Here is a 22,291-nt window from a genome sequence, read left to right on the forward strand (position 1 = left end):
CCGATGCGGATCGGTATCGAGTTCTTCGGTGGGATGGCGGCGATCATCGTGATCGTGATCGTCGCCGGGCGTCATCTGCGGCGGCCGGGGTCGCCGAAGGGGCCGACCTGGCATCACATCGTGCTGGGCTGGGTGCTGCTGGTCGCGGCCGGTGGGCTGTACACGTTCCCGCCGCACGACATCGTGCTGTCGGTCCTCGTGCTGGTTCTGGGCGTCGGCTTCCTGGTGATGGGCGTCGCGACGCTGGGCGGCGGCAACTTCGGGTACTTCGGGGCGCTGGCCGGCGGACTCGCCGCGGTGCCGTTTGTGATGACGCCGACGCCGGTCGCGCTCTCCCAGATCGGTACGACGATCACCTGCCACGTCCGCGGGTACGACGGCGACCCGGTGTACGAGTTCACGGCAGACTGCCCGAACGGTCACAGCTACGACTTCACCAAGCACGGCTCGCACGACTTCCCCGGCGGCACGGTCCCGGTCATCCTCGACAAGCACGGCGTACTGCAGCCCGAGTTCGTCGGCGAGGAGAACGTGACCGCGGATCTCGTCGGCGGCATCCTCTGCCTGCTCGTTGCCGCCGGCATCATCGCGGCCGCGGCCGTCCACAACCGCCGCCTGCACGGCAATGTCCGGCACGTCGTGAACCCGGGCTTCAGCTCCGGCCCATAGGCAGCCTCAGCCGGCCTGCCGGGCCACCTCGACGGCAGCCTTCACGAAGCGTTCGGTCAGTGGCGTCCTGGTCGCCCAGGCAGTCCCGATCCACCAGGTGGCCGCGCGTCCCGGCAGCGGCACCAGCCGGACCTCCGGCGGCGCGATCCGCTCAGCAGACTGCGGTACGACGGCCGGCCCCGCTCCGGCTGCGGTCAGAGCGAGCACGGTCTGTAGATCACCGGCTTCCTGAAGTACTTGCGGGTGGCAACCAAGCTCGGCGTACAGACTGTTGATCTGCGCCGCGAGGCCCGGTCCCCGCGAGGGGGTCAGCCGGATCAACGGGCGGGAGTCGATCCAGTGGACCAGGTCGCGGGGAAGATTCTGCCCGGCCGGGACCGCGAGCGTCAGCCGATCCCGTCGTAACCGAAGGTGTTCGAGACCGGCCGGCACCGGCAACCGGACGAACCCGATCTGCAGACTCCCGGCCAGCAATCGCTCACACTGCACCGACGACGACATGTCCTCGAGCGAGATCGTCACTCCCGGCCACCGGCTCCGGAACAGTGCGACGGCCTTCGGAGCCAACTCGATACCGGACAGTCCGAATCCGATCGCCAGCGATCCCTCGGCCCCGGACGCGACCTGCGCGGCCCGCCGTTCGAAGGCCTCGGACCGGTCGAGCAACTCCAGAGCGTCAGGAAGCAGCAGTTCCCCGGCCGGGGTCAGCCGGGCGCCATGCCGGCCCCGGCTGAACAGCACCGCACCGACCCGACGCTCCAGCACCTGGATCTGCTTGGTCAGCGCCGGCTGACTGGTCGACAACTCCTCGGCCGCGGCACCGAAGTTCCGCAGCCTGGCCACCGTGACGAACGCCCGGAGCAGACGGAGATCCATAACCCCAGGATATGGAATCGCCCCGAACAGCTATTGGACGTCATAGACCGCTCGGCGTTTCGATGGGCGTATGACGTCCTTCCGCGCCGCCGTCGTCCAGTTCGAGCCGACCCCTGACCAGCCCGCGACCAACCTCGCCACCATCGGGCGACTGGCCCGTACGGCGGTCGCCGACGGAGCGCGGCTGGTCGTGTTCCCCGAACTGTGCCTGCTCGGCTACTGGCATCTCCGCCGGCACACGCCCGAGCGGCTGCACGAGTTGGCCGAGCCGACCGACGGACCGCTGGTCACGCGGGTCCTTGCCCTGGCCAAGGAACTCGAGGCCGGCATCGGCGTCGGCTTCCTCGAGCTCGCCGAGGGCATCCTGTTCAACGCGTACGCCGTGTGCCTGCCGGACGGGTCCGTCCACGTGCACCGGAAGCTGCATGCGTTCGAGCACGAGCAGATCGCGAGCGGGTCGTCGTACACGGTGTTCGACACGCCCTGGGGCTTCCGCGCCGGCGTACTGATCTGCTGGGACAACAACCTCGTCGAGAACGTCCGGATCACTGCGTTGCTCGGTGCAACGGTTCTGATCGCGCCGCACCAGACCGGCGGCACGAATTCGCGCAGCCCGCACGGGATGAAGCCGATCCCGCTGGAGGTCTGGGAGAGCGGGGATCGCGCGCGGATCGAGGCGGCGTTCAACGGGCCGAGCGGGCGCGGCTGGCTGATGCGATGGCTACCGGCGCGGGCGCATGACAACGGCATGTTCGTCCTGTTCAGCAACGGTGTCGGGAAGGACGACGACGAACTTCGCACCGGGAACGCGATGATCCTCGACCCGTACGGCCGGATCGTCGCCGAGACACCCGTGCCTGCCGAGGCCGTGGTGGTCGCCGACCTCGACCTGGATCTGGTGCCGTTGGCAACCGGTCGGCGTTGGCTCCGGGGCCGACGGCCGGAGCTCTACACCCCGCTCACCCAACGCCAAGGCAACGAGCTGGATCCCCGAGCTGCCCGCTTCTCCCCGGACCCGGTCGACTTTGAGTACCCGCCAACCACAGACAGCGTCTGAAGACGGTTGGCGGGTGCTCAAGGATCAATAGATGAGGGCGGTCGCGAGAGCGACGATGCCCTCGCCTCGCCCCGGGAAGCCGAGGCCGTCTGTCGTTGCCGCGCTCACCGACACCTCCGCGTCACAGGCAGCCGAGAGCACCTTCTCGGCTTCCTCGCGGCGGGTGCCGATCCGGGGCCGGTTGCAGACGATCTGCACCGCGACGTTCCCGATCTCGAACCCGGCGGCCCGGACCCGGCGCGCGGCCTCCGCGACCAGCGCGACCCCGGCCGCGCCGGCCCACTCGGGCTCGGCGGTGCCGAAGTTCGAGCCGAGGTCGCCCAGCTTCGCTGCCGTGAGCAACGCAGTACAGATGGCATGGGCGGCCGCGTCGCCGTCGGAATGACCGGACAGCCCGGCCGCCTCGTCCGGCCAGTGCAGCCCGGCCAGCCACATCGGACGGCCGTCCTCCAACGGATGTACGTCGATACCGTTGCCGACTCGCGGGATCCTCATCCGAGCCGCCTCTCCGCCAGCAACGCCTCGGCGAGCAGCAGGTCCTGCGGGCGGGTCACCTTGAAGGCGTCCGGCGAGCCTTCGACCGTCTGCACCGTGACCCCGAGCCGCTCGCACATCATCGCGTCGTCGGTGACGCCGGCATCGGCGCCGGCCGCGTGCGCGCGACGCAGTACCTCCGGGGCGAACCCTTGCGGTGTCTGGACGGCGACCAACGTCGAACGGTCGGGCGTGTCGACGACCTCGCCGTTCGGCCCGACCCGCTTGATCGTGTCGGTCACCGGCACCACCGGTACGACGGCGTCGGCGCCGGCGCGGACCGCCGCGACGACCCGCTCGATCGCATCGGCCGGCACGAATGCCCGGGCCGCGTCGTGCACCAGGATGCAGTCGATCCCGTCGACCGGGACCACGTCCAGGGCAGCCCGGACCGAATCGGGTCGCTCGGCGCCACCGGCGACGACGAGCAGCTGCGCGTCCCCGACGTACGGCTCGAGCTCCTTGGTGACGCTCTCCTCGGCACCCGGCGGCACGGCGACCACGAAACAGCTGAGGTCGGCGGCGGTCGCTGCCTTCAGCCCACGCACCGCGTGGACCAGCAGCGAATCGCCACCGACCTCTCGAAATGCCTTCGGTGTCTGTCCACCGAGCCGCAGCCCTAACCCGGCCGCGGGAATCACGACCGCGCTAGTCATTCAGAACTGCAACTCGGACTGTCTCAACAGTCCTAGGAGGCGAGGACCTCGTCGAGGATGGCCTCGGCCTTGTCCTCGTTGGTGTGCTCGGCCAGGGCCAGCTCGGAGACCAGGATCTGGCGAGCCTTCGCCAGCATCCGCTTCTCACCGGCGGACAGACCGCGGTCACGCTCACGGCGCCACAGGTCGCGGACGACCTCTGCCACCTTCAGCACGTCACCGGAGTGCAGCTTCTCCAGGTTCGCCTTGTAACGACGCGACCAGTTGGTCGGCTCCTCCGTGTGCGGTGCACGCAGCACGTCGAAGACGCGCTCCAGGCCGGCCTGATCCACGACGTCACGCACGCCGACAAGATCGAGGTTGCACGCGGGGACCCGGACGACCAGGTCGTTCTGAGCGACGATCCTCAAGACCAGATAGGTCTTGTCCTCACCTTTGATCTGACGGGTCTCGATGTCCTCGATGACGGCCGCTCCGTGATTGGGGTAAACAACCGTCTCGCCGACTGTGAAAGTCATGTGTGAAGTGCCCCTTTCCAAGATCTATCCTACCACGCGGCCGGTGGTCCGGTTCTGGCGTTTGCGCTGGTCAGGGCCCACTTCTCGCCTTGACAAACGCTCTCGTGCGTGCCTCGTACGCGCGCGAGCAGTTGCCTACCGCCCCCTCCGGGGGCATCCCGCCGTCGGGCCCGGGGAGCCCGAGGGCTACGCTTTGGGGCGCCGGAGGCGGCCGCCTGACGGCGTCACGAACTGTCGTAGACAGTGTCGAATCAGCTTGCACGAGAGGGATTCCAGTGCCGATCACGTTGTCCTCGCGGTTCGCCCGGCGTACTGCGCTGGCGAGTGCCGCCGCCACTCTCAGTATCGCGCTGGCGGCGTGCAGCGCGAGCTTCGATGCGCCGACCCTGCAGCCGTACCAGGCCGCCGAGGGCACGAACTTCGAGTCCGGCCAGCTCAAGGTCCGCAACATGCTGGTGCTGGCCGATGCCGACGGCAAGGGCGAACTGCACAGCGTGATCGTCAACGACGGTGACGAGGCCGACACGCTGGTCGGCATCACCCAGGCGGCAGCCGGGACCCAGGACGGCCAGGCGGGCTCCGACCAGCCGACCGACGTGAAGTTCGAGGGCCTGACCGAGCCGATCGACCTGGCGCCGCACACCGCGCTCCGGCTGCCGGGCACCGACACCCCGCCGATCGCCGAGGCCGGGGCCACGCCGAGCGCGACCCCGTCCGGGACCCCCTCGGCGACGCCGACCGACACACCGTCGGCCCCGACCCCGGGCGCGGAGGACGCCGGCCCGGCGATCATCGTCACCGGCGCGAAGCCGGGTCAGATGGTCAACGTGACGATCACGTTCGGCAACGCCGCACCGGTCTCGGCGTACGTCCCGGTCCTCACCGACAACCACTACTCCCCCTCCCCGGTCGGGAACGAGTAGGTCCTAGGTCCATACAGAACGGGCCGCCCCGGCGCGGGACGGCCCGTTCTTCTTCGTACGGCGAACCGGTGGCCGAGGCCCGCCGTACAAGCTCAGCCCTTGCTCGCCGATGCCGCCTTCGACAGGCCCGGGAGCATCTTGTCCAGCACCCACGGGACGCTGAGCACGCTGACCGCGCTCATCCCGGAGATCACCTGCTGGTCCTGCACGGCGTACGCCCCGCCGCTCTTGACCGCCTGCAGCGCCGAGTAGACCGGGTCGGACAGGAACTTCTGCGTACCGATCCCGTCGACGTACGCGATCAGCACGTCGGCGTCGACGTCGACGACCTTCTCCTTGGAGATCGCGAGCGAGAACTCCTTCTTGGTGTTGGTCTTCTCCAGCGCCTCCACACCCGGCGCGTTCTTGAAGCCCATCTCGTTCAGGATCTGCACCCGCGGGTCGCCCGGCATGTAGACGTAGTTGTCCGCGCCGAACGAGCCGACCGTGATCGTCTTGTCCTTGAACTCAGGGTGCTCGGCGGCGACCTGCTTGATCTTGTCCTCGATGCCGGTGATCAGCTTCTCCGCGTCGGCCTTCCGGCCGAGCGCCTCACCGACGAGCAGCGTCTGGTCCTGCCAGGTGGTCTGCCACGGCGCCCCCGGGTACGCGACGGTCGGCGCGATCCCGCTCAGCGTCTTGTACGTCGCCTCGTCGAACCCCTCGTACGGTGCCAGGATGACGTCGGGCTTGAGCGCCGCGATCTTCTCGAACGGGTACTTGTCCCCGGTGTCGAGCAGCGTCGTCTTCGACTTGTCGAACTTGTCCGCGTCCCACGCGGTGACGCCGTCGGGGGTCGGCCCGTAGGTGACCTTCGGCATCCCGACCGGGGTCTCGCCCAGCGCGTAGACGACGTCCTGCGCGTTCCAGCCGAGCGTGACGATCCGCTCCGGCTTCTTGGTGATGGTGGTGTCACCGAACGTGTTCTTCAGCGTGACCGGGAACCCGGACTGTGACGAATCGGCCGTCTCGGCCTGCTTGTCGCCGTCGCTGCCGCAAGCGGCGAGCGTGGTCGTGGCGAGCAGCACGGTCGTGACCGCGCTGACGACCCGCGTACGGGACCAGGACATGATGACTCTCCTTAGATTGCCTCAACTAAGGAGAGCCTAAGCTAACCTCCCAGGCCGTCGCGACCTGCGAGGGGTGTGACTCAGGACTCGAACTTGTAGCCCAGGCCACGCACGGTGACCAGGTGCTGCGGGTTCGACGGGTCCTTCTCGAGCTTGGAGCGCAGCCGCTTCACGTGTACGTCGAGGGTCTTGGTGTCGCCCACGTAGTCGGCGCCCCAGATCCGGTCGATCAGCTGACCGCGGGTGAGCACCCGGCCGGTGTTCCGCAGCAGCATCTCGAGCAGCTCGAACTCCTTCAGCGGCAGCCGGATCTCGGTCCCGGACACCGTCACCACGTGCCGCTCGACGTCCATCCGGACCGGGCCTGCCTCGAGCGTGTCCGGAAGCAGCTCGACGTCCTGCCCACGACGCAGTACGGCGCGCACCCGGGCGAGCAGCTCGCGCGGGCTGTAGGGCTTGGTCACGTAGTCGTCCGCGCCCAGCTCGAGCCCGACGACCTTGTCGACCTCGGTGTCCTTGGCGCTCACGATGATCACCGGGACGTTGCCCCGGCTGCGGAGCGCCCGGCAGACCTCCGTGCCGGACAGACCCGGCAGCATCAGGTCGAGCAGGACGATGTCCGCACCGGCGCGGTCGTACTCGTCCAGCGCATCGGGCCCGGTCTCCGCGACGGCGACCTCGAACCCTTCCTTGCGCAGCACGTACGACAGCGCGTCGCTGTAGCTCTCTTCGTCTTCGACGACCAGCACTCGGGTCACGAAGCTGTCTCCTTTGCGATCTGACCTGACGGGGTAGGCGTCAGGGGGACGGCCGGCTCCTCCTGGCTGGAGGAGTCGGTCTGGCCCGGCGCGGGTTCGAGCCGCAGCGGGAGTCTCACGGTGAAGGTGGAGCCCTGGCCCTCGACGCTCCACACCCGGACGTCGCCCCCGTGGATGGAGGCGATGTGCTTGACGATCGACAGGCCGAGCCCGGTACCGCCGGTCTCGCGGCTGCGGGCCCGGTCGACCCGGTAGAAGCGCTCGAAGACCCGCTCCAGGTCGCTGCTGGGGATGCCGACGCCCTGGTCGGACACGGTCACCTCGACCAGGTCGCCGATCGGGTGCGCGGCGACCGCGACCCGGGTGCCGTCCGGGCTGTAGTTGATGGCGTTCTCGACCAGGTTGCCGATCGCCATCGCGAGCTGGTCCTCGCTGCCCATCACCTCGAGGTCCGGTTCGGTCTTCACCACGATCTTGATGTCGCGGTCGTCGGCGTCGATCCGGCACCGGTCCACCGCTGTCTCGATGATCCCGTTGACGTCGACCGGGCCTGGGTTCTCCAGCGGGTCGTCGCCCTGCAACCGGGACAGCTCGATGATCTCCTTGACCAGGCGGCTCAGCCGGGAGGCCTCGATCCGCATCCGGTCCGAGAACCGCTGCACCGCCTCCGGGTCGTCGGAGGCCTCCGAGACCGCGTCGGCGAGCAGGATCAGCGCGCCGACCGGGGTCTTGAGCTCGTGGCTGACGTTGACGGTGAAGTCCCGCCGGATCGCCTCCAGCCGGCGCTCCCGGGTCCGGTCCTCGACCAGCACCAGCACCAGTTGGCTGCCCAGCGGGGCCACCCGGGCGCTCACGTACTGCGTGGCGCCGAGCCGGCCGCGGACGATCTCGAGGTCCTGCTGGCGGATCTCGCCGTCCCGGCGGACCTGCCGGACCATCGTCAGGATGTCGTCGACCACCAGCCGCTCACCGCGGACGATGCCGAGCACGTGCGCCGGGGCGCTGGCCTGCAGGACCTGGTCCTCGGGGCCCATCACGACCGCCGAGGAGCGCAGTACGGACAGGACCGTGGCGACGCCGGCCGGGACGATCGGGTCCGAGGTCTCCGGGATCTTGCGCTGGGCCCGCTCGGAAAGCATCATCGCACCGAGCGAAAGCAGAGCCAGGGCCGCGCCGATGACGCCGCCCAGCACCGCAGCCAGCGTGGGGTCCACGGCAACGATGCTACGCGGGCAACCAGCAGGGAAAGACCGAATGAGCACCGGATGACCGGGACACGACCTAACTGTTCATCGGTCGTTCACCACTCGTCGCCGTCCGGCAACCTCGACGGCATACGGTCACCTCTGGACGGGTACGGGACCTGTGCTGCCGACCTCGTCCAGGGCGGTATCGGACACCACAGATCGGAATCGAACACAATGCGCGACACCTACCACGAGCAGCTCGACGACATCCTCGCCGAACTGGAACGGATGACGCGGACGGTGTCCACCGCCGTACGCCGGTCGACCTCCGCGCTGCTGGAGGCCGACATCCGCCGGGCCGAAGAGGTCATCGCGGCCGACATCCAGCTCGATGCCGCCGGCGAAGGCGTGGAGGAGAAGGTCTTCGAGCTGATGGCCCGGCAGTCGCCGGTCGCCAACGAGTTGCGGATGCTCGTCGCCGCGCTGCGGATGGTCGCCGACCTGGAGCGGATGGGCGACCTGGCCGCGCACGTCTCGAAGATCGCCCGGATGCGCTACCCGGCTCCCGCGATCCCCACCGAGCTGCACGACGTGATCGAGTCGATGGGCTCGGTCGCCGGCAAGATGGTCGACGCGGCCGGTGACGTGATCGCGTCCCGCGACGTCGAGGCCGCCGGCAAGCTCGAGGCCAGCGACGACGAGATGGACAAGCTCCGCTCCAACCAGTTCCGCCTGATGATGGACGACGAGTGGCCGCACGGCGTCGAGGTGGCCGTCGACATGGCCCTGCTCAGCCGCTACTACGAGCGCATCTCCGACCACGCGGTAGCGATGGCCCGCCGGGTCGTCTACCTGGTCACCGGCGAGCTCCCGGTCGCCATCGGCGGCACCGCGGCCGGCTCCGGCGCCGGCGCCTCCGCACCCAACCCGAACGGCAACTGAGTTTTCGGTAGCCCCCGGCAACCATTTGGTCGGTTGCCGGGGGTTGTTCGTTTTCAAGGGATGTCTCGATCTGGTCACGTACGGTTCCCGATGTAACGCCGGGTGTTCGGCCTGCGATGGGACGAGGAGTGACCTGAAAGACTTCTCCTGAAAGAGGATCCGCCCATGAGACTGCAACGACTCGCCCTCGCGATGGCCGGGATGGGCCTGCTCGCTGCGTCCGTCGTGTCCGCGCCGGCCACCGCCGGTACGACCGGCTCGAAGCCCTGGTCCGACCGGACCAAGCAGACGAACACCACCAAGGCCGGCTCGGCCTGCCTGATCTCGACCGCCTTCCCGGGCGCGACGGGCACCGTGTCGGAGGCCGACGTGATCGCCGGACGGCCGCCGGAGGCTTTGCAGTACGACGCGTTCAAGTTCGTCGGAACCCGCGCCAACGCGACGTGGTACCTGGCGTCGAACGCCGCGCTCACCCAGTTCTACTACTACGGCCTCCTGCTGCAGGGCGGGAACCTGTACCGGCACACGACCTACATCTACGAGGACGGCCGGGCCCCGCTCGCGACGTTCAAGAAGGTCGGCAGCGGCTGGACCAGCTTCAAGACGATCGCCACGTCGAACCTGAACACCTACAACGCCCGCCACCAGTTCCTGTACGGCCTGAACAGCAACGGCAGCCTGTACCGGTACGCGATCGCCGGCGCCGGCATCAAGTCGTACGGCTCGTTCCCGGGCTTCAAGGGATTCAAGACGATGACCGTGATCAGCGAGAACGCGGCGTACGACACCCTGCTGATGACGACCACGGCCGGCGCACTGTGGAGCGTGCGGATCCCGGTCGCCGCCACGACCAAGCCGATCCTCAAGCGGATCCGCACCGGCGGCTGGCAGAACTTCGAGTCCCTCGTCGTCGAGAACTGCGGCACCCGCGGCGGGCTGCTGATCGTGGGCGTCGACAACAACACCCAGACCGGCACCCTGTACGCCATGAGCAAGGCAAACGGCGCCGCCACCGCCCTGACCGGCTACGGCACAATCCCCGACGTCACCTTCAACGGCGTAGACACCGTCCGCGAGACCTCGTACTACGACCAACTCGTAGGCGAGTAACCACCCACTAAAACAGCCCTCGGCAGGTCGCCGAGGGCTGTTTTGCATAAAAGGACACGCCTACGGCGCGACAGTCTTGTTGCCGGCTCCGCCGGAGAGCGCATTCGGCCACCCCGCCGACGTTCCACCGCAACAACTGATCCCGCCCACCGGAGCACGAAACGCACCGCCAAGCCGAGATCCCGGCGCAACCACCCGAGCCCGCAACGACGCGCCTACAGCGCGGCGGTCCTGTTGCCGGCTCCGCCGGAGACCGCATCCGCCCGCGAACCAAGCCCTCAGCACAACAGCTGAATCGGCCCCGCCGCCCACCCAACCGGCCGCCCCGCGCATCGCCGTACGCAATCTGAGGGGTCAAGCCCGCTCATGGTGGGTTCGGCCGCAAGAATCTTGGGGGTCAACCCACCATCTGAGGGGCCCGGCCTCGCTTGACCATCCGCAGCGGGAGGCGGTGATGTCAGAGCGGGTCATTTGCCGGCGTCCGTGTTATTTCGTGCAAGCGGTGAAACAACCGCCTATGGACGCGAGGTTATGAGCGATGGCCGGTTGAGGGGCTTGGTGAGGTCGGGCCGGCGGAGTCGGGCGGTTGGATGGTTGCCGGGGGCTACTCGCTGCTGGGGGCGGCGGATATCGTCGCCGCATGACAGACGCCTCCGAGACCGACCGCCTGGTCAACACCGACGTCTCTGCCCTGACCCCAACCGAGCTGAAGGCCCACCTGGCAGCGGTCGAGCGCCGGATGAAAGACCTCCTCCGGACCGAACGCGACCTGCTCGAAGCCAACGCAGAAGCGTTGGCCGACCACCCCACCCTCCAGGCCCGCCTGACCCAACTCCGCGCCAAGCACCTCGACCCAGGCGTGTAAGCCGCGGTACGGCGACAGCCCCCGGCAATCGCCCACACCGGAACACGTGCCGGTCGAGCGCTCCTGCTCTCCGGCGAAGCGGGCAACAACACAGCCAGCCGAAGGCATGATCTTTTCCCGGGAGCCGTCTGGGCCGGGACGGGCGCTTGGCTCGGGTCTCGCTCCCCGGCGAAGCCCGGGTAGCAGAACAGCCGCGCCGAAGGTGTGGCCTTTGGCGCGGCTGGCGGGGTGGGGTTAGCGGCCCTGGTTTTTGACGGCTTCGATGGAGGCTTTGGCGGCTTCGGGGTCGAGGTATTCGCCGCCGGTTGTGAGCGGGTTGAAGTCGTCGTCGAGTTCGTAGTACAGGGGGATGCCGGTCGGGATGTTGAGGCCGACGACGGTCTGCTCGTCGAGGTTGTCGAGGTGCTTGACCAGGGCGCGCAACGAGTTGCCGTGCGCGGCGACCAGGACCGTCTTGCCGGCGCGGAGGTCGGGGACGATGGCGTCGTACCAGTACGGCAGCATCCGCTCGACGACGTCCTTGAGGCACTCGGTCGCGGGCAGCAGTTCGGACGGGAGTCCGGCGTACCGCGGGTCGCCGGCCTGGTCGTACTCCGAGCCGCGCTCGATCGCCGGCGGCGGGGTGTCGTACGAGCGGCGGAACAGCATGAACTGCTCCTCGCCGAGCTCCTCGAGGGTCTGCTTCTTGTCCTTGCCCTGCAGACCGCCGTAGTGCCGCTCGTTCAGCCGCCAGGAGCGCCGGACGGGGATCCACTGGCGGTCGGCGACCTCGAGCGCGATGTTCGCGGTGCGGATCGCCCGGGTCAGCACGGAGGTGTGAACGACGTCAGGGAGCAGGTCGCGGTCGCGCAGCAGTTCACCGCCCCGCTGGGCCTCCTCGACACCGCCGGCGTTGAGGTCGACGTCGACCCAGCCGGTGAAGAGATTCTTGGCGTTCCAGTCGCTCGTGCCGTGGCGGAGCAGGATCAGGCGATAGGTCATGCGCTCAGACTACCGAGGCTCCAGCCAGCCCTTGAAAGCGTCCAGGTTTCGGGTCGATTCACCGCGCGCGACCCGCCACTCGTACTCGCGCCGGATGGACGACGCGAAGCCCAGTTCGAGGATCGTGTTGAACGACGTATCGGCATATTCCAGTACGGCGCCGAGCAGCCGGTCCACCTCGGTCGGCGTGATCGCGTGCAGCGGGACGCGCCCGTCCAGGTGGATGTCGCCGAGATGATCGACCGCGAACGCGACGCCGTACATCTTCAGGTTCCGCTCGAGCAGCCAGCGGTACACGGCCTCGTGGTTCTCGTCCGGGTGCCGGGCCACGAACGCGTGCACCTGAACCGCCTGCGGCCCCACGGTCAGCGTGACCGTCGTCTTCAGCTTCCGCTCACCTGGCAGATCCGCGGAGAACGCGCCCGGGGACGCCTCGGTGAACTCGAGCTCGTTCTCGGTCAGCACCTGGCGGATCACGTCCGCCGCTGCAACTCTCACCCGGCCACCTCCGCGGCGATCTCCGCCGCCATCGTGTCCGCTGCCGTCCCGTACGCCGCCAACGTCTTCCGGGCGGTCACCTCCCAGCCGAACCCCTGCGCGTGCTTGACCGCCGCGGTGCTCATGCTCTCGCGAGTGGCCGGATCCGTCGCGATCCGGGCCAGCGCGTCGGCGAAGTCGTCGACCCGGTGCCCGCGCACGAGGTACCCGGTCCGCCCGTCCACCACCGCCGTACTCAGACCGCCCACGGCCGCCGCGACAACCGGCGTACCGCAGGCTTGCGCCTCCAAGGCAACCAGCCCGAAGGACTCCGAGTACGACGGAACGCAGACGACCGAGGCCGCGCGGTACCACGAGGCCAGCCGCGCCCGCTCCATCGGCTTCACGAACCGGGTCACATCCTCGATACCGAGCGCCCGCGCCAACTCGGCGTGCGACTCGGGATGCTCCATCCCGTTCCCCGACGGCCCGCCGATGATCGCCACCACGAGCCGCGAGCGCAGCGAAGGATCCCGCTCCAGCATCCGCGCTGCCGCCCGGATCAGCAGGTCAGGCGCCTTCAACGGCTGGATCCGCCCGACGAACGCCAGTACGACTGCATCCTCCGGCAGGCCGACCTCAGCCCGGGCCGCTGCCTGCGAACCCGGGCTGAACAGCTCGAGATCCACGCCAGGATTCACGACGCCGACCTTCGCCGGCGGAGCGCCGTACAGCTCGATCAGTTCTCGCGCCTCGTCCGAGGTGTTGGCCAGCAACCGATCCGCGGACTCGACCACCTGCTCCTCGCCCAGCAAGCGCGCAGGCGGTTCCGGTACGTCGTCCTCCGCGAGGCTGGCGTTCTTGACCTTGGCCATCGTGTGCATGGTGTGCACCAGCGGGACCGCCCACCGGTCGCGGGCGAGCAGGCCGACCTGGCCGGACAGCCAGTAGTGCGAGTGGATCACGTCGTACCAGCCGGGCTCGTGGATCGCCTCGGCGCGCAGTACGGCTCGGGCGAAGGTGCACAGCTGGGACGGGAGCTCGTTCTTGGTCAGGCCTTCGTACGGTCCGGCGGCGACGTTGCGGACCACTACGCCCGGCAGCAGCTCGACGCGCGCCGGGAGCACCGACGCGGTCGCGCGGGTGAACACGTCGACCTCGATCCCGAGACCGGCGAGCTGCTTGGACAGCTCGACCACGTACACGTTCATCCCGCCGGCGTCCCCCGTCCCCGGCTGGTCGAGCGGCGACGTGTGCAGGCTGATCATCGCGACCCGCCGGAGGGGTTTCTTCACGGGGTCAGGGTAACTCCGGGGTCTCGGCCGGGAATCGGGAGTTCTCCCTATCCGCTGCGGTCCAGCTGGCGAGCAGGCGGAGATTCTGCTCGGAGGTCGATCCTGGCTCGACGGTGTAGGTGACGAGCAGCTGGTCCGGTTCGCCCGGTGGCTGCAGCGTCTCGTACTGCACAGTGATGTCCCCCACGATCGGGTGGTGCTGCGTCTTGGTACCGAAGGTCTTGTCCTTCACGTCGTGCCGCGCCCAGTGCTCGCGGAACTCCGGGCTGCGGATCGACAGCTCACCGACCAGCTCGGCGAGCTCCGGGTCGTCGGGGTAGCGGCCGGCGTACATCCGCAGGTAGCCGACGGTCTCGTCCGCGACTGCCTCCCACTGCGGGTAGAAGTCACGCGTCGCCGGGTCGAGGAACACCATGCGCGGGATGTTGCGATCCTTCAGCTCCAGACTGTCGAAGTCCGCAATCAGGGCCGCCGCCAGTCGGTTCCACCCGATCACGTCCATGCGCCGGCCCAGGACGAACGCCGGTACGTCGGGCATCGAGTCCAGCAGCCGTTGCAGGCCGGGCCGCATGCGTTCCGCCGTACGGCGTCGTGCCTTGCGCCGGGCCGGTTTCGCCAGCAGGGCAAGGTGTTTGCGTTCGTCGTCGGTCAGACGCAGTACGTCGGCGACCGCGTCGAGGATCTCCTGGGACACGTTCTCGGCCCGGCCCTGCTCGAACCGGACGTAGTAGTCGGCGCTCACCCCGGCCGCCTGCGCCAGCTCCTCGCGACGCAGCCCAGGGACGCGGCGGCGGCCGTTGAACACCTTCAGCCCCAGGTCCTCGGGCTGTACCCGGGCCCTGCGCGACTTGAGGAACTCGGTCAGCTCCGCTCGACGATCCATGCCTCCAGTATCCAGGGCGGCCCGGAACGCAACCTGGTCCTGCCAGAACCAGGCTTGACAGACACCTGGGTAAGCCTCGGCGACCGCTCCAGGATCGGTGACATCAACCGAAACCTGGAGGAACACCATGACTGATCTCACCGGCCGCGTTGCCGTCGTCACCGGCGCCGCAAGCGGAATCGGGGCTGCGATCGCCACCCAATTGGCCGATGCGGGCGCGTCGGTCGCGCTGGTAGCGCGGCGGCAGGACCGGCTCGACGACCTGGCCGGCAAACTCGGGCCGCGGACGATCGGCGTCAGCCTCGACGTCACGTCGCAGGCCTCGGTCGATGCCGGTGTCCAGCAGATCCACGACCGGCTGGGTCGGCCTGATCTCGTCGTGAACGCCGCCGGCGTGATGCTGGCCGCACCGATCCAGGACGGCCGACTCGACGACTGGACCCGGATGATCGACACCAACGTGACCGGCGTACTGCGGCTGGTCCAGGCGTTCACGCCCGACCTGCTCTCGGCCGCCGGCAAAGGGAGGACCGCCGACCTGGTGAACATCTCGTCGATCGGCGCACACGTGGTCTTCCCCGGGTACGCCGTGTACGGGGCGACCAAGGCTGCGTTGACCCAGCTGTCGGCGTCGCTCCGCGCGGACTTCGCGCCGTACGACGTCCGCGTGACGAACGTCGAGCCGGGGCTGACCGACACCGAGCTCGCGACGCACCTCGACAGCAGCGGTCAGGATCTGATCGCGTCGATGAACGAGCAGATCGGGCCGCTTGCCGCGGAGGACATCGCGGACGTGGTGACGTTCGCGGTGAGCCGGCGGCGTGCGGTCAACTTGCGTCAGATCATCGCGCTGCCGACGCGTCAGGCGTGACGTCCTGGCCGGCCAGGTAGACAGCCGTTGGGGTGGCCAACGTTGCGATGTCTTCGGTCGGATCGCCCGGTATGACGAGGAGATCGGCGTCCGCACCGGGTCGGATGCGCCCTTTCTGGACGCGGAGCGCGTCGGCGGCGGACGACGTACCCGCTGTGAGGGCGGCGATGGGTGGGATGCCGGCCTCGACGTACTCCGCGAGCGTGGCAGGCAGGAGACCGTGCGGTTTCGCAGGGCCGATGCCGCCGTCGGAGCCGGCGACCAGCCGGACTCCTGCGGTGTAGAGCCGGCGTACGGCCTCTTGCAGGATGGCCTCCCCGATCCCGGCCTTCACCGCTAGCTCGAGGACTGCGGGCGGTACGACGATCGAGCGGTCCGAGCCGAGCGTGCCGCAGACGGCGATTCCGGATGCGGCGAGCGCACGGCCGAGCTCGTCGTCGACGACTGCGCCTTGCGGAGTCAGGCAGGTGCAGTGCTCGATCCCGTCGACGCCGACGCTCAAGGCCTGTTGGACTGCGGTCAACGCGTGGGCGTGGGCGGTGATGGGCAGGCCGAGGTCGTGAGCTGCGTCGGTGGCGGCCTGCAGTTCTTCGACGCTGAACTGCGGGCTCATCGTGTCTGTGCCGGGGGTGAGGACGCCGCCACTGGCCATGATCTTGATGACGTCCGCGCCGCGCTCGGCTCGTGTTTGTACGGCGGCACGCATCTGGTCGGGTCCGGAGACCTCACCGCCGAAAGCCCAGCAATGCCCACGAACGCTCGTCAGCGGAGCACCCGAAGCAACCACGGTAGGCAAGCCCGGAGCCGCTCCTCGGCCGGGAGTTGCGGCTCGGCCGGGAGTTGCGGCTCGGCTGGGAGTTGCGGCGTTCCGCCAGCGGAGTACGGCGTCGTGGGGGTCGCCGAGGTCTCGGACGGTGGTGACGCCGGCGGCGAGGTGGATCCGGAGCGACTGCTCGATCGTGGCGCCGATGGCCTCGGCGTACTCGCTCGTCGCCGCCTCGGCAGGCGATACACCGAGCCGATCCAAGGCACCGACCCCGCCGTCCGCGGTCAGGTGGACATGCGCGTCGACCAGCCCCGGCAGGATCGTCCCACCGGGCACGTCGCGAACCGCCCAGTCCGACGGGGCATCCCTGACGACATCGACCACCTGGGCGCCGTCCACCAGTACGACGTTCTCCTCGAGAACCCGTTCACCGTCGAAGATCCGCTCGGCCCGCAACGCAACCCTGGTCATACCCGGAGTCTCTCTCAGGGTGGGTCTATCCCTACCTGCGTTGGCGGATTCGCCCCACTGCGTTGACGTCTCCGCGCCGAAAGCATGGATCACATGCGTACAGTCCTCGAGCAAGCCAAGTCCTGGCACCGTCCTCTGATGCTGATGGTGCTCGCCATGATGGGTCTCGTCGTCGCGTCGGGGATCGGCCTCGCGGTCGACAACCGGGAGATCCTCAACGAGTCCGTCTGGCTCAAGCCGTTCAAGTTCGGCATCGCGTTCGTCCTGTACGGCGCGACGCTGGCCTGGCTGCTGTCGAAGCTGCGGAAGGCGAGGCGCCTCGGGTGGTGGACCGGCACGGTGTTCGCGGTCACCGGGATCGTCGACGTCGGGTTCATCGCCGTACAGGCCGCGCGGGGAACGTTCAGCCACTTCAACGACAACACCGACACGTTCAACCAGGTCGGGCAGAAGGTCTTCATGTCCGGCGTACTCGGGCTGTTCGGCGCGAGCCTGGTGGTCGCGATCATGCTGCTGTTCCAGCGCGTCGGCGATGCCCCGCTGAACCGCGCCATCCGGGTCGGCCTCGGCCTGGCGGTCGCGGGGATGGCGATCGCGTTCTACCTGGTCGGCTCGCACAGCGGCCGCGAGCAGGTCACCGACGCGTACGGCCACCCGGTCACGCTCGCCGGCAGCCACGGAATCGGCGTCGAGCCTGGTGGTCCCGGCATGCCGCTCACGCACTGGAGCACGGTTGGCGGCGACCTGCGCATCCCGCACTTCGTCGGCCTGCACGCGATCCACTTCCTGCTCATCACCCTGCTCGTCCTGCACCTCCTCGCCCGCCGCGTCGCGTGGCTCCGCCCCGAACGCATCCGCGCCCGCCTGATCGGCGTCGCCGCCTTCGCGTACGCCGGCCTGATGGCAACCGTGACGGTGCAAGCCTTCCGCGGCCAGTCCCTCATCCACCCAGACACGAAAACGCTCAGCATGCTGGCCGGCGTTGCCGCAATCACCCTCGTAGCCCTGACCGCCGTCGTCACCACCGCCCACCGCACCACGCCGCCCCAACCACCCGAGCCACTCGACGCCACCCAGCCCACCCAGCCCACCCAGCCGACCCGGCCAGCACCGGATCGAGGCCGGTCAGGCGGCCAGCCGACGCAGCCGACTCTGCCCACCCAGCCGACCCGGCCCAACCCCGCCGGCCCCGGCCGCCCGCTCCTGAGGGCTCGCCATACCAAACGGTTTGGTATGGCGAGCCGGGGAGGACTGAGACAGCCCACGGACCTGGCCGGTGGGTTTGAGAGACTCGGGCTATGACTTCCGAGCGTCCTCTTGCCGTGGTGACCGGTGCTAGCAGTGGGATCGGAGCCGCGTCGGCGCGGTACCTCGCCCGGGCCGGGTTCGAGGTCATCTGCGCCGCGCGGCGGCTCGACCGGATCGAGGCGCTGGCCAAGGAGATCGACGGCCGCGCCGTCCAGTGCGACGTCACCTCGGCCGACGACGTCGCCGCGCTGACCGCAGCCGTCGGCGACCAGCTGCAGGTGCTGGTGAACAACGCCGGCGGCGCGTTCGGCTTCGAGCCGGTCGCCGACGCTGACCTCGACGCCTGGCGCCGGATGTACGAGGTGAACGTGATCGCCGTCGCGGCCGTCACCAAGTCGTTGCTCCCGGCCCTTATCGCCGGCCGCGGCACGATCATCGTGATGGGCTCGACCGCCGGCCAGGTCGCCTACGAAGGCGGCGGTGGATACGTCGCCGCCAAGCACGGCGCGAAGGCCGTCGTCGACACCCTGCGCCTCGAGCTCTGGGACCAGCCGGTCCGCGTCACCGAGATCGCCCCCGGCATGGTGCAGAGCGAAGGCTTCGCCCTGACCCGCTTCGGCGGCGACCAGTCCAAGGCCGACGCCGTGTACGCCGGCGTCCGCGAGCCCCTCACCGCTGACGACATCGCCGACATCGTCGCGTACGTCGCCACCCGCCCGTCGCACGTGAACCTCGACCGCATCACAGTCCGCCCCCGCGCCCAGGCCGCCCAACACAAGGTCTTCCGCGAGCAGTAGCCAGGAGGAACGGACGATGGGCGGGTCAGATAAGTCCTTTGATTCCGTAGACGGTGTTGGGCGGGTACTGCCCCCTCAACTCACTGGCGAGGTGTTCGAGGTCGGGATAGATGTCGCCTGGCCGATAGCCACAGATCCCGACCTGTCGCGCGAACTGCTGTACTGCGTGCCCCGGAATAACCAGGCGAAACAAGAAATCGTCGGCGCCATGTAGCCGATCCAGTTGACCCTGCTCTCGGGCGTGGATGGTGAAGCACCCCTGCTGTACGAACATGCGCAGATCGGTTTCTGACGCCATCGCCGCCAGCACACCTTCGGAAGGGATACGGATGCGACCGCCGTCCATACGCCGGCGTGAGCGCCGACGAGGCATCCCGTCGCCGAAGGCCGAGGCGACGAGCGCGCTGCATTCGCCAGAACTGATGGACGGCGTCACATCCAGACCGTGCAAGCCCCAGTTGAGCGCGTGCGGAACCAAAACCCAGATTGCTGCAGCCACTGGCCGAGTGTCGTCTTGGTCGCGCGGAAGATAGCGCTCGAGAGCGAAGTACGCCGCCACCAGGGGAGAGCGGCTCCAATCCAGCAGCCGTGTGGGCAGTCCGTAGTGCTGCATCAGGCTCAGCCAGCCAGCGTGGTCGCCATAGTCGGGGGTATTGGGATATCTGATCGCGGCCCGGCTGCGGAACCGATGGGTGAAATTCCGTTCGTCAGCGATCGAGTACGGCCCAGAATGCTGTCGCGGCCGCAACAGCGAGGGCTGCACGGACCACTCCGCGTCGTGCTGCCCGCGAAACCACAGCGGTCTGCTGCGCGGACCTGCGAGTTGCTCGACAGCTTCGATTAGTTCGCCGACGTTACGGACGACCATCGTTTCCATCTGCTCAATCCCCCCTGGATCACAGAAGCAGTGAGCGTACTAGTCACACGACGTGCGGGCGAGGCCTCGATGCGGCGCTGATCACCCCAGCAGTCCGCTCCACCGGTCGGCCACGTGAGGCGCCTCACGGTCGGGGTGCTTGCAATTGCAAGCGGCTTGCTAGCACACTGGGGGTATGGCCAGGTTGAGTGATCGGGCGGCTGGGGCGGTGGGCTCCGTTGGGGAGTACCTCGCCGAGCAGCGGCGGCAAGCGCAGTTGTCGTTGCGGCAGTTGTCGGACCTGGCCGGTGTGTCGAACCCGTACTTGAGCCAGATCGAGCGCGGCCTGCGTAAACCGTCGGCCGAGGTGCTGCAGCAGCTCGCGAAGGCGTTGCGGATCTCCGCGGAGACGCTGTACGTACGGGCCGGCATCCTCGATCCGGATGACAACGAGGAGGGCCGACAGGCCTCTGGCGTGGTCGACGCCGTCCTGCTCGACCCCGCACTGAACGAGCGGCAGAAGCGCGTCCTGCTGGACGTGTACACGTCGTTCGTCCGGGAGAACGCCGCCCCGGAAGAGGCTCCGGCGAAGAAGACCTCCGCCCGCAAGCGCACCACCGACTGAAACCTGCTGAAAAACCCCCCGAGGAGAAGCCTGATGGCTACCCGTACGCCTGTTACCCCGTTCTACGCGATCGCCGGCGCCGGCGACCTCGCGGTCGAGAAGTTCCGCGCGATCAGCGAGGACGTGACCGCCCGGTTCGCCAAGCTGGACCAGAAGACCCTGCAGACCGAGCTCACCAAGGCCCAGGTCGAGCTGAACAAGCGCTTCGAGGCGATCGTCGCCGACGCGAAGACCGCTCCGGCCAAGCTGCGTGAGCTGCCGAAGACCGCGCAGGCGGGCTTCACCACCGTCCTCGGCCAGGCCGAGGAGACCTACGAGGACCTGGCCGGCCGCGGCAAGGACCTGGTCGAGCGGATCCGCCACCAGCAGGCCACCGAGGACCTGGAGACCCAGGCCAAGGCCACGGTCAGCAAGGCCAAGGCGACCCGGACCACGGTGAAGAAGACGGCCGAGACCGCGACCCGCACCGTGAAGGCGACCGCGACCAGCGCCCGCAAGACCGCGAAGGCGGCCGGTAAGGCGGCTGGATCCGCCGCCGACAAGATCGGCGACTGACTCACCACTGACGGTGACAATTCACCGATTGTTCGCGTGAATCCACGCCGGGCGGTCCACAGCTGCGACTCAGCAGAGGTGGACCGCCCGGTCTGTCCGTTAGGCTCATAGCATGATCACCTTCCAGAACCTGATCCCCGGGTTCGGCGATCCACTGTCGGTCATCTGGTGGGTGCTGCTTGTCCTCAAGCTGGTCGCGCTGCTCGACGCGGCGTTCCGGCCGCGCGCAGTGTTCATCGCCGCCGACAAGCTGACCAAGCCGGGCTGGGTGCTGATCCTGGTCGTGTTCACGCTGAGTCAGTTCTTCCAGGGCTGGCTGAGCTTCTTCGGCCTGATCGGCATCGTCGCGTCCGCCGTCTACCTGGTCGACGCCCGCCCCGCTCTCCGCGCCGCCACCGGCCGCGGCCGAGGCGGCTGGGGCCTGCGCCGCCGCCGCGGACCCCGCCCGCTCTGACCCGAAGGCCCAAGCGGTACGAGCGTTACGAGCGGTAGACGATGACCTTGTCGCCGACGTGGACCTCGTCGAAGAGGACCTTGATCTTGGCCAGGTCACGGACGTTCACGCAGCCGTGGGACGCGCCGTTGTAACCACGCGCCGCGAAGTCCGACGAGTAGTGCACCGCCTGGCCGCCGCTGAAGAACATCGCGTACGGCATCTTCGAGTCGTACAGCTTCGAGACGTGGTTCCGGCTCTTCCAGCCGACGGTGAAGCTGCCCTCCCGGGTCGCGGTCTTCACCGCGCCGAACCGGACGTCCATCTGCATCTTCACGACACCGTCGACGACATACCGCAGCTTGCGGGTGGTCTTGTCGATGCACAGCGCCACACCGGTCGCGCATCGCGCGTCGAGCTTCTTGCCGTTCACCACCGGCGCCGGCGGGTACAGCTCGGCCTGGGTCGGTACGTGGGTGACCTTGGCCAGCTGGTCCAGCGTGTTCTGGTCGACGTACCCGAGCTCGGGGATGCCCTTGGATTTCTGGAACTTCTTCACCGCGGACCGGGTCATCGTGCCGTAGTCGTTGTCGAGGTACTTCTTCTCGAGCAGCTTCAGCTGCACCAGGCGCGCCTCGACCTTGCGGACGTTCGTCCCGCTGGAGCCGTTCTTCCACAGCGCCTTCGGGTAGATCGGCAGCTCACCGCTGACCTCGAACGGCACCGTCTTCAGATCGGACGTGCTCGCCGTCGCCGTACTTCCAGAACTCAGGAGTGTCGCAATCAAGCCGCCCAGGATCAACCCGCTCAAAACCTTGCGAATGATCAG

At 68.5% G+C, this 22,291-nt stretch carries 26 protein-coding genes; 12 read left to right on the top strand and 14 right to left on the bottom strand.

What is annotated here, in order from left to right:
* The first annotated feature begins 3 nt into the window (after positions 1-3).
* Complete coding sequence (locus tag ABT313_RS07300; RefSeq protein ID WP_350849642.1) at positions 4-669, top strand: hypothetical protein; 666 nt, start codon at positions 4-6, stop codon at positions 667-669.
* Between the two features lie 6 nt (positions 670-675).
* Here the strand turns inward: ABT313_RS07300 and ABT313_RS07305 are convergent, their stop codons facing one another.
* On the bottom strand, positions 676-1,545 hold the full coding sequence (locus ABT313_RS07305; RefSeq protein WP_350849644.1) for a LysR family transcriptional regulator: 870 nt from the start codon (positions 1,543-1,545) through the stop codon (positions 676-678).
* Positions 1,546-1,615: 70 nt separating this feature from the next.
* On the opposite strand from ABT313_RS07305, the gene ABT313_RS07310 reads away from it, so the two are divergent.
* The gene (locus tag ABT313_RS07310; protein ID WP_350849646.1) at positions 1,616-2,602 is read left to right on the top strand and encodes a nitrilase family protein; all 987 of its coding nucleotides are present in this window, start codon (positions 1,616-1,618) and stop codon (positions 2,600-2,602) included.
* A gap of 24 nt (positions 2,603-2,626) precedes the next feature.
* Here the strand turns inward: ABT313_RS07310 and ispF are convergent, their stop codons facing one another.
* The 3 genes from ispF to ABT313_RS07325 are packed head-to-tail and all read right to left on the bottom strand — an operon-like array spanning position 2,627 to position 4,310.
* A complete protein-coding gene (gene ispF / locus ABT313_RS07315) occupies positions 2,627-3,097 on the bottom strand; it encodes a 2-C-methyl-D-erythritol 2,4-cyclodiphosphate synthase (RefSeq protein WP_350849647.1) in 471 nt (156 codons plus the stop codon).
* Positions 3,094-3,792 carry a 2-C-methyl-D-erythritol 4-phosphate cytidylyltransferase gene (gene ispD / locus ABT313_RS07320; protein ID WP_350849648.1) on the bottom strand — a complete coding sequence of 233 codons (699 nt, stop codon included), beginning with the start codon at positions 3,790-3,792 and terminating at the stop codon, positions 3,094-3,096. Before ispD ends, ispF begins: the two co-directional genes overlap by 4 nt.
* Positions 3,793-3,824: 32 nt before the next feature.
* The gene (locus ABT313_RS07325; RefSeq protein ID WP_130446326.1) at positions 3,825-4,310 is read right to left on the bottom strand and encodes a CarD family transcriptional regulator; all 486 of its coding nucleotides are present in this window, start codon (positions 4,308-4,310) and stop codon (positions 3,825-3,827) included.
* A gap of 275 nt (positions 4,311-4,585) precedes the next feature.
* Here ABT313_RS07325 and ABT313_RS07330 point away from each other — a divergent pair, with 275 nt between their 5' ends.
* Positions 4,586-5,233, top strand: a complete 648-nt coding sequence (locus ABT313_RS07330; protein ID WP_350849651.1) for a hypothetical protein — start codon at positions 4,586-4,588, stop codon at positions 5,231-5,233.
* Positions 5,234-5,325: 92 nt separating this feature from the next.
* Here the strand turns inward: ABT313_RS07330 and ABT313_RS07335 are convergent, their stop codons facing one another.
* The 3 genes from ABT313_RS07335 to ABT313_RS07345 all read right to left on the bottom strand — a co-directional run bounded on the left by ABT313_RS07335 (position 5,326) and on the right by ABT313_RS07345 (position 8,314).
* Entirely contained in the window at positions 5,326-6,342 is a 1,017-nt protein-coding gene (locus ABT313_RS07335; RefSeq protein ID WP_350849653.1) for an iron-siderophore ABC transporter substrate-binding protein, read from the bottom strand.
* Between the two features lie 80 nt (positions 6,343-6,422).
* Positions 6,423-7,100 carry a winged helix-turn-helix domain-containing protein gene (locus ABT313_RS07340; protein WP_133787236.1) on the bottom strand — a complete coding sequence of 226 codons (678 nt, stop codon included), beginning with the start codon at positions 7,098-7,100 and terminating at the stop codon, positions 6,423-6,425.
* A complete protein-coding gene (locus ABT313_RS07345) occupies positions 7,097-8,314 on the bottom strand; it encodes a sensor histidine kinase (protein ID WP_350849655.1) in 1,218 nt (405 codons plus the stop codon). Before ABT313_RS07345 ends, ABT313_RS07340 begins: the two co-directional genes overlap by 4 nt.
* A gap of 207 nt (positions 8,315-8,521) precedes the next feature.
* Between ABT313_RS07345 and phoU the strand changes: the two genes are divergently transcribed.
* The 3 genes from phoU to ABT313_RS07360 all read left to right on the top strand — a co-directional run bounded on the left by phoU (position 8,522) and on the right by ABT313_RS07360 (position 11,204).
* Positions 8,522-9,229 carry a phosphate signaling complex protein PhoU gene (gene phoU, locus ABT313_RS07350; protein ID WP_350849657.1) on the top strand — a complete coding sequence of 236 codons (708 nt, stop codon included), beginning with the start codon at positions 8,522-8,524 and terminating at the stop codon, positions 9,227-9,229.
* Between the two features lie 165 nt (positions 9,230-9,394).
* Positions 9,395-10,339 (top strand): hypothetical protein, encoded by a 945-nt coding sequence (locus ABT313_RS07355; protein WP_350849659.1) that lies wholly within the window; start codon positions 9,395-9,397, stop codon positions 10,337-10,339.
* A gap of 640 nt (positions 10,340-10,979) precedes the next feature.
* The gene (locus ABT313_RS07360) at positions 10,980-11,204 is read left to right on the top strand and encodes a hypothetical protein (RefSeq protein ID WP_350849661.1); all 225 of its coding nucleotides are present in this window, start codon (positions 10,980-10,982) and stop codon (positions 11,202-11,204) included.
* Positions 11,205-11,438: 234 nt separating this feature from the next.
* Here the strand turns inward: ABT313_RS07360 and ABT313_RS07365 are convergent, their stop codons facing one another.
* Genes ABT313_RS07365 through ABT313_RS07380 form a run of 4 tightly spaced genes read right to left on the bottom strand, consistent with a single transcriptional unit; the run spans position 11,439 to position 14,840 of the window.
* On the bottom strand, positions 11,439-12,185 hold the full coding sequence (locus tag ABT313_RS07365) for a phosphoglyceromutase (protein WP_350849663.1): 747 nt from the start codon (positions 12,183-12,185) through the stop codon (positions 11,439-11,441).
* Between the two features lie 9 nt (positions 12,186-12,194).
* Positions 12,195-12,683 (bottom strand): type III secretion system chaperone family protein, encoded by a 489-nt coding sequence (locus tag ABT313_RS07370; protein WP_350849665.1) that lies wholly within the window; start codon positions 12,681-12,683, stop codon positions 12,195-12,197.
* Positions 12,680-13,930 carry a D-inositol-3-phosphate glycosyltransferase gene (mshA, locus tag ABT313_RS07375; RefSeq protein ID WP_350849869.1) on the bottom strand — a complete coding sequence of 417 codons (1,251 nt, stop codon included), beginning with the start codon at positions 13,928-13,930 and terminating at the stop codon, positions 12,680-12,682. The genes ABT313_RS07370 and mshA overlap by 4 nt, the downstream gene beginning before the upstream one ends.
* 31 nt (positions 13,931-13,961) lie before the next feature.
* Complete coding sequence (locus tag ABT313_RS07380) at positions 13,962-14,840, bottom strand: helix-turn-helix transcriptional regulator (protein ID WP_350849667.1); 879 nt, start codon at positions 14,838-14,840, stop codon at positions 13,962-13,964.
* A 127-nt stretch (positions 14,841-14,967) separates the two neighbouring features.
* Here ABT313_RS07380 and ABT313_RS07385 point away from each other — a divergent pair, with 127 nt between their 5' ends.
* A complete protein-coding gene (locus ABT313_RS07385; RefSeq protein ID WP_350849669.1) occupies positions 14,968-15,711 on the top strand; it encodes an SDR family oxidoreductase in 744 nt (247 codons plus the stop codon).
* On the opposite strand, the gene ABT313_RS07390 is transcribed toward ABT313_RS07385, so the two are convergent.
* Positions 15,683-16,948, bottom strand: coding sequence for a metal-dependent hydrolase family protein (locus ABT313_RS07390; protein ID WP_350849671.1), 1,266 nt, complete (start codon positions 16,946-16,948; stop codon positions 15,683-15,685). The two genes, ABT313_RS07385 and ABT313_RS07390, sit on opposite strands and share 29 nt — an antisense overlap.
* 93 nt (positions 16,949-17,041) lie before the next feature.
* Here ABT313_RS07390 and ABT313_RS07395 point away from each other — a divergent pair, with 93 nt between their 5' ends.
* The gene (locus tag ABT313_RS07395; RefSeq protein ID WP_350849673.1) at positions 17,042-18,250 is read left to right on the top strand and encodes a hypothetical protein; all 1,209 of its coding nucleotides are present in this window, start codon (positions 17,042-17,044) and stop codon (positions 18,248-18,250) included.
* Positions 18,247-18,993 (top strand): SDR family oxidoreductase, encoded by a 747-nt coding sequence (locus tag ABT313_RS07400; RefSeq protein ID WP_350849675.1) that lies wholly within the window; start codon positions 18,247-18,249, stop codon positions 18,991-18,993. Before ABT313_RS07395 ends, ABT313_RS07400 begins: the two co-directional genes overlap by 4 nt.
* Positions 18,994-19,018: 25 nt before the next feature.
* On the opposite strand, the gene ABT313_RS07405 is transcribed toward ABT313_RS07400, so the two are convergent.
* A complete protein-coding gene (locus tag ABT313_RS07405) occupies positions 19,019-19,870 on the bottom strand; it encodes an FRG domain-containing protein (protein ID WP_350849677.1) in 852 nt (283 codons plus the stop codon).
* 175 nt (positions 19,871-20,045) lie between these two features.
* On the opposite strand from ABT313_RS07405, the gene ABT313_RS07410 reads away from it, so the two are divergent.
* The 3 genes from ABT313_RS07410 to ABT313_RS07420 all read left to right on the top strand — a co-directional run bounded on the left by ABT313_RS07410 (position 20,046) and on the right by ABT313_RS07420 (position 21,483).
* Entirely contained in the window at positions 20,046-20,474 is a 429-nt protein-coding gene (locus tag ABT313_RS07410; protein WP_350849679.1) for a helix-turn-helix domain-containing protein, read from the top strand.
* Between the two features lie 33 nt (positions 20,475-20,507).
* Complete coding sequence (locus ABT313_RS07415) at positions 20,508-21,029, top strand: hypothetical protein (protein WP_350849681.1); 522 nt, start codon at positions 20,508-20,510, stop codon at positions 21,027-21,029.
* Between the two features lie 112 nt (positions 21,030-21,141).
* The gene (locus ABT313_RS07420) at positions 21,142-21,483 is read left to right on the top strand and encodes a DUF2516 family protein (RefSeq protein WP_350849683.1); all 342 of its coding nucleotides are present in this window, start codon (positions 21,142-21,144) and stop codon (positions 21,481-21,483) included.
* A gap of 25 nt (positions 21,484-21,508) precedes the next feature.
* Here ABT313_RS07420 and ABT313_RS07425 read toward each other — a convergent pair whose 3' ends face one another.
* A complete protein-coding gene (locus ABT313_RS07425; protein ID WP_350849684.1) occupies positions 21,509-22,249 on the bottom strand; it encodes a L,D-transpeptidase family protein in 741 nt (246 codons plus the stop codon).
* Positions 22,250-22,291: the final 42 nt, after the last annotated feature.

Source organism: Kribbella sp. NPDC000426, assembly GCF_040300265.1.
Classification (GTDB): domain Bacteria; phylum Actinomycetota; class Actinomycetes; order Propionibacteriales; family Kribbellaceae; genus Kribbella.

Bases quoted from the DNA above. Each gene is read 5' to 3' on its own strand.
- ABT313_RS07395 (WP_350849673.1), top strand. From the start codon at position 17,042: ATGCGTACAGTCCTCGAGCAAGCCAAGTCCTGGCACCGTCCTCTGATG.
- ABT313_RS07415 (WP_350849681.1), top strand. From the start codon at position 20,508: ATGGCTACCCGTACGCCTGTTACCCCGTTCTACGCGATCGCCGGCGCC.
- ABT313_RS07325 (WP_130446326.1), bottom strand. From the start codon at position 4,310: ATGACTTTCACAGTCGGCGAGACGGTTGTTTACCCCAATCACGGAGCG.
- ABT313_RS07365 (WP_350849663.1), bottom strand. From the start codon at position 12,185: ATGACCTATCGCCTGATCCTGCTCCGCCACGGCACGAGCGACTGGAAC.
- ABT313_RS07335 (WP_350849653.1), bottom strand. From the start codon at position 6,342: ATGTCCTGGTCCCGTACGCGGGTCGTCAGCGCGGTCACGACCGTGCTG.
- ABT313_RS07360 (WP_350849661.1), top strand. From the start codon at position 10,980: ATGACAGACGCCTCCGAGACCGACCGCCTGGTCAACACCGACGTCTCT.
- ABT313_RS07385 (WP_350849669.1), top strand. From the start codon at position 14,968: ATGACTGATCTCACCGGCCGCGTTGCCGTCGTCACCGGCGCCGCAAGC.
- ABT313_RS07355 (WP_350849659.1), top strand. From the start codon at position 9,395: ATGAGACTGCAACGACTCGCCCTCGCGATGGCCGGGATGGGCCTGCTC.
- mshA (WP_350849869.1), bottom strand. From the start codon at position 13,930: ATGATCAGCCTGCACACGTCGCCGCTCGACCAGCCGGGGACGGGGGAC.
- ABT313_RS07405 (WP_350849677.1), bottom strand. From the start codon at position 19,870: ATGGAAACGATGGTCGTCCGTAACGTCGGCGAACTAATCGAAGCTGTC.
- phoU (WP_350849657.1), top strand. From the start codon at position 8,522: ATGCGCGACACCTACCACGAGCAGCTCGACGACATCCTCGCCGAACTG.
- ABT313_RS07310 (WP_350849646.1), top strand. From the start codon at position 1,616: ATGACGTCCTTCCGCGCCGCCGTCGTCCAGTTCGAGCCGACCCCTGAC.
- ispF (WP_350849647.1), bottom strand. From the start codon at position 3,097: ATGAGGATCCCGCGAGTCGGCAACGGTATCGACGTACATCCGTTGGAG.
- ABT313_RS07420 (WP_350849683.1), top strand. From the start codon at position 21,142: ATGATCACCTTCCAGAACCTGATCCCCGGGTTCGGCGATCCACTGTCG.
- ispD (WP_350849648.1), bottom strand. From the start codon at position 3,792: ATGACTAGCGCGGTCGTGATTCCCGCGGCCGGGTTAGGGCTGCGGCTC.
- ABT313_RS07300 (WP_350849642.1), top strand. From the start codon at position 4: ATGCGGATCGGTATCGAGTTCTTCGGTGGGATGGCGGCGATCATCGTG.
- ABT313_RS07380 (WP_350849667.1), bottom strand. From the start codon at position 14,840: ATGGATCGTCGAGCGGAGCTGACCGAGTTCCTCAAGTCGCGCAGGGCC.
- ABT313_RS07390 (WP_350849671.1), bottom strand. From the start codon at position 16,948: ATGACCAGGGTTGCGTTGCGGGCCGAGCGGATCTTCGACGGTGAACGG.
- ABT313_RS07400 (WP_350849675.1), top strand. From the start codon at position 18,247: ATGACTTCCGAGCGTCCTCTTGCCGTGGTGACCGGTGCTAGCAGTGGG.
- ABT313_RS07305 (WP_350849644.1), bottom strand. From the start codon at position 1,545: ATGGATCTCCGTCTGCTCCGGGCGTTCGTCACGGTGGCCAGGCTGCGG.
- ABT313_RS07410 (WP_350849679.1), top strand. From the start codon at position 20,046: ATGGCCAGGTTGAGTGATCGGGCGGCTGGGGCGGTGGGCTCCGTTGGG.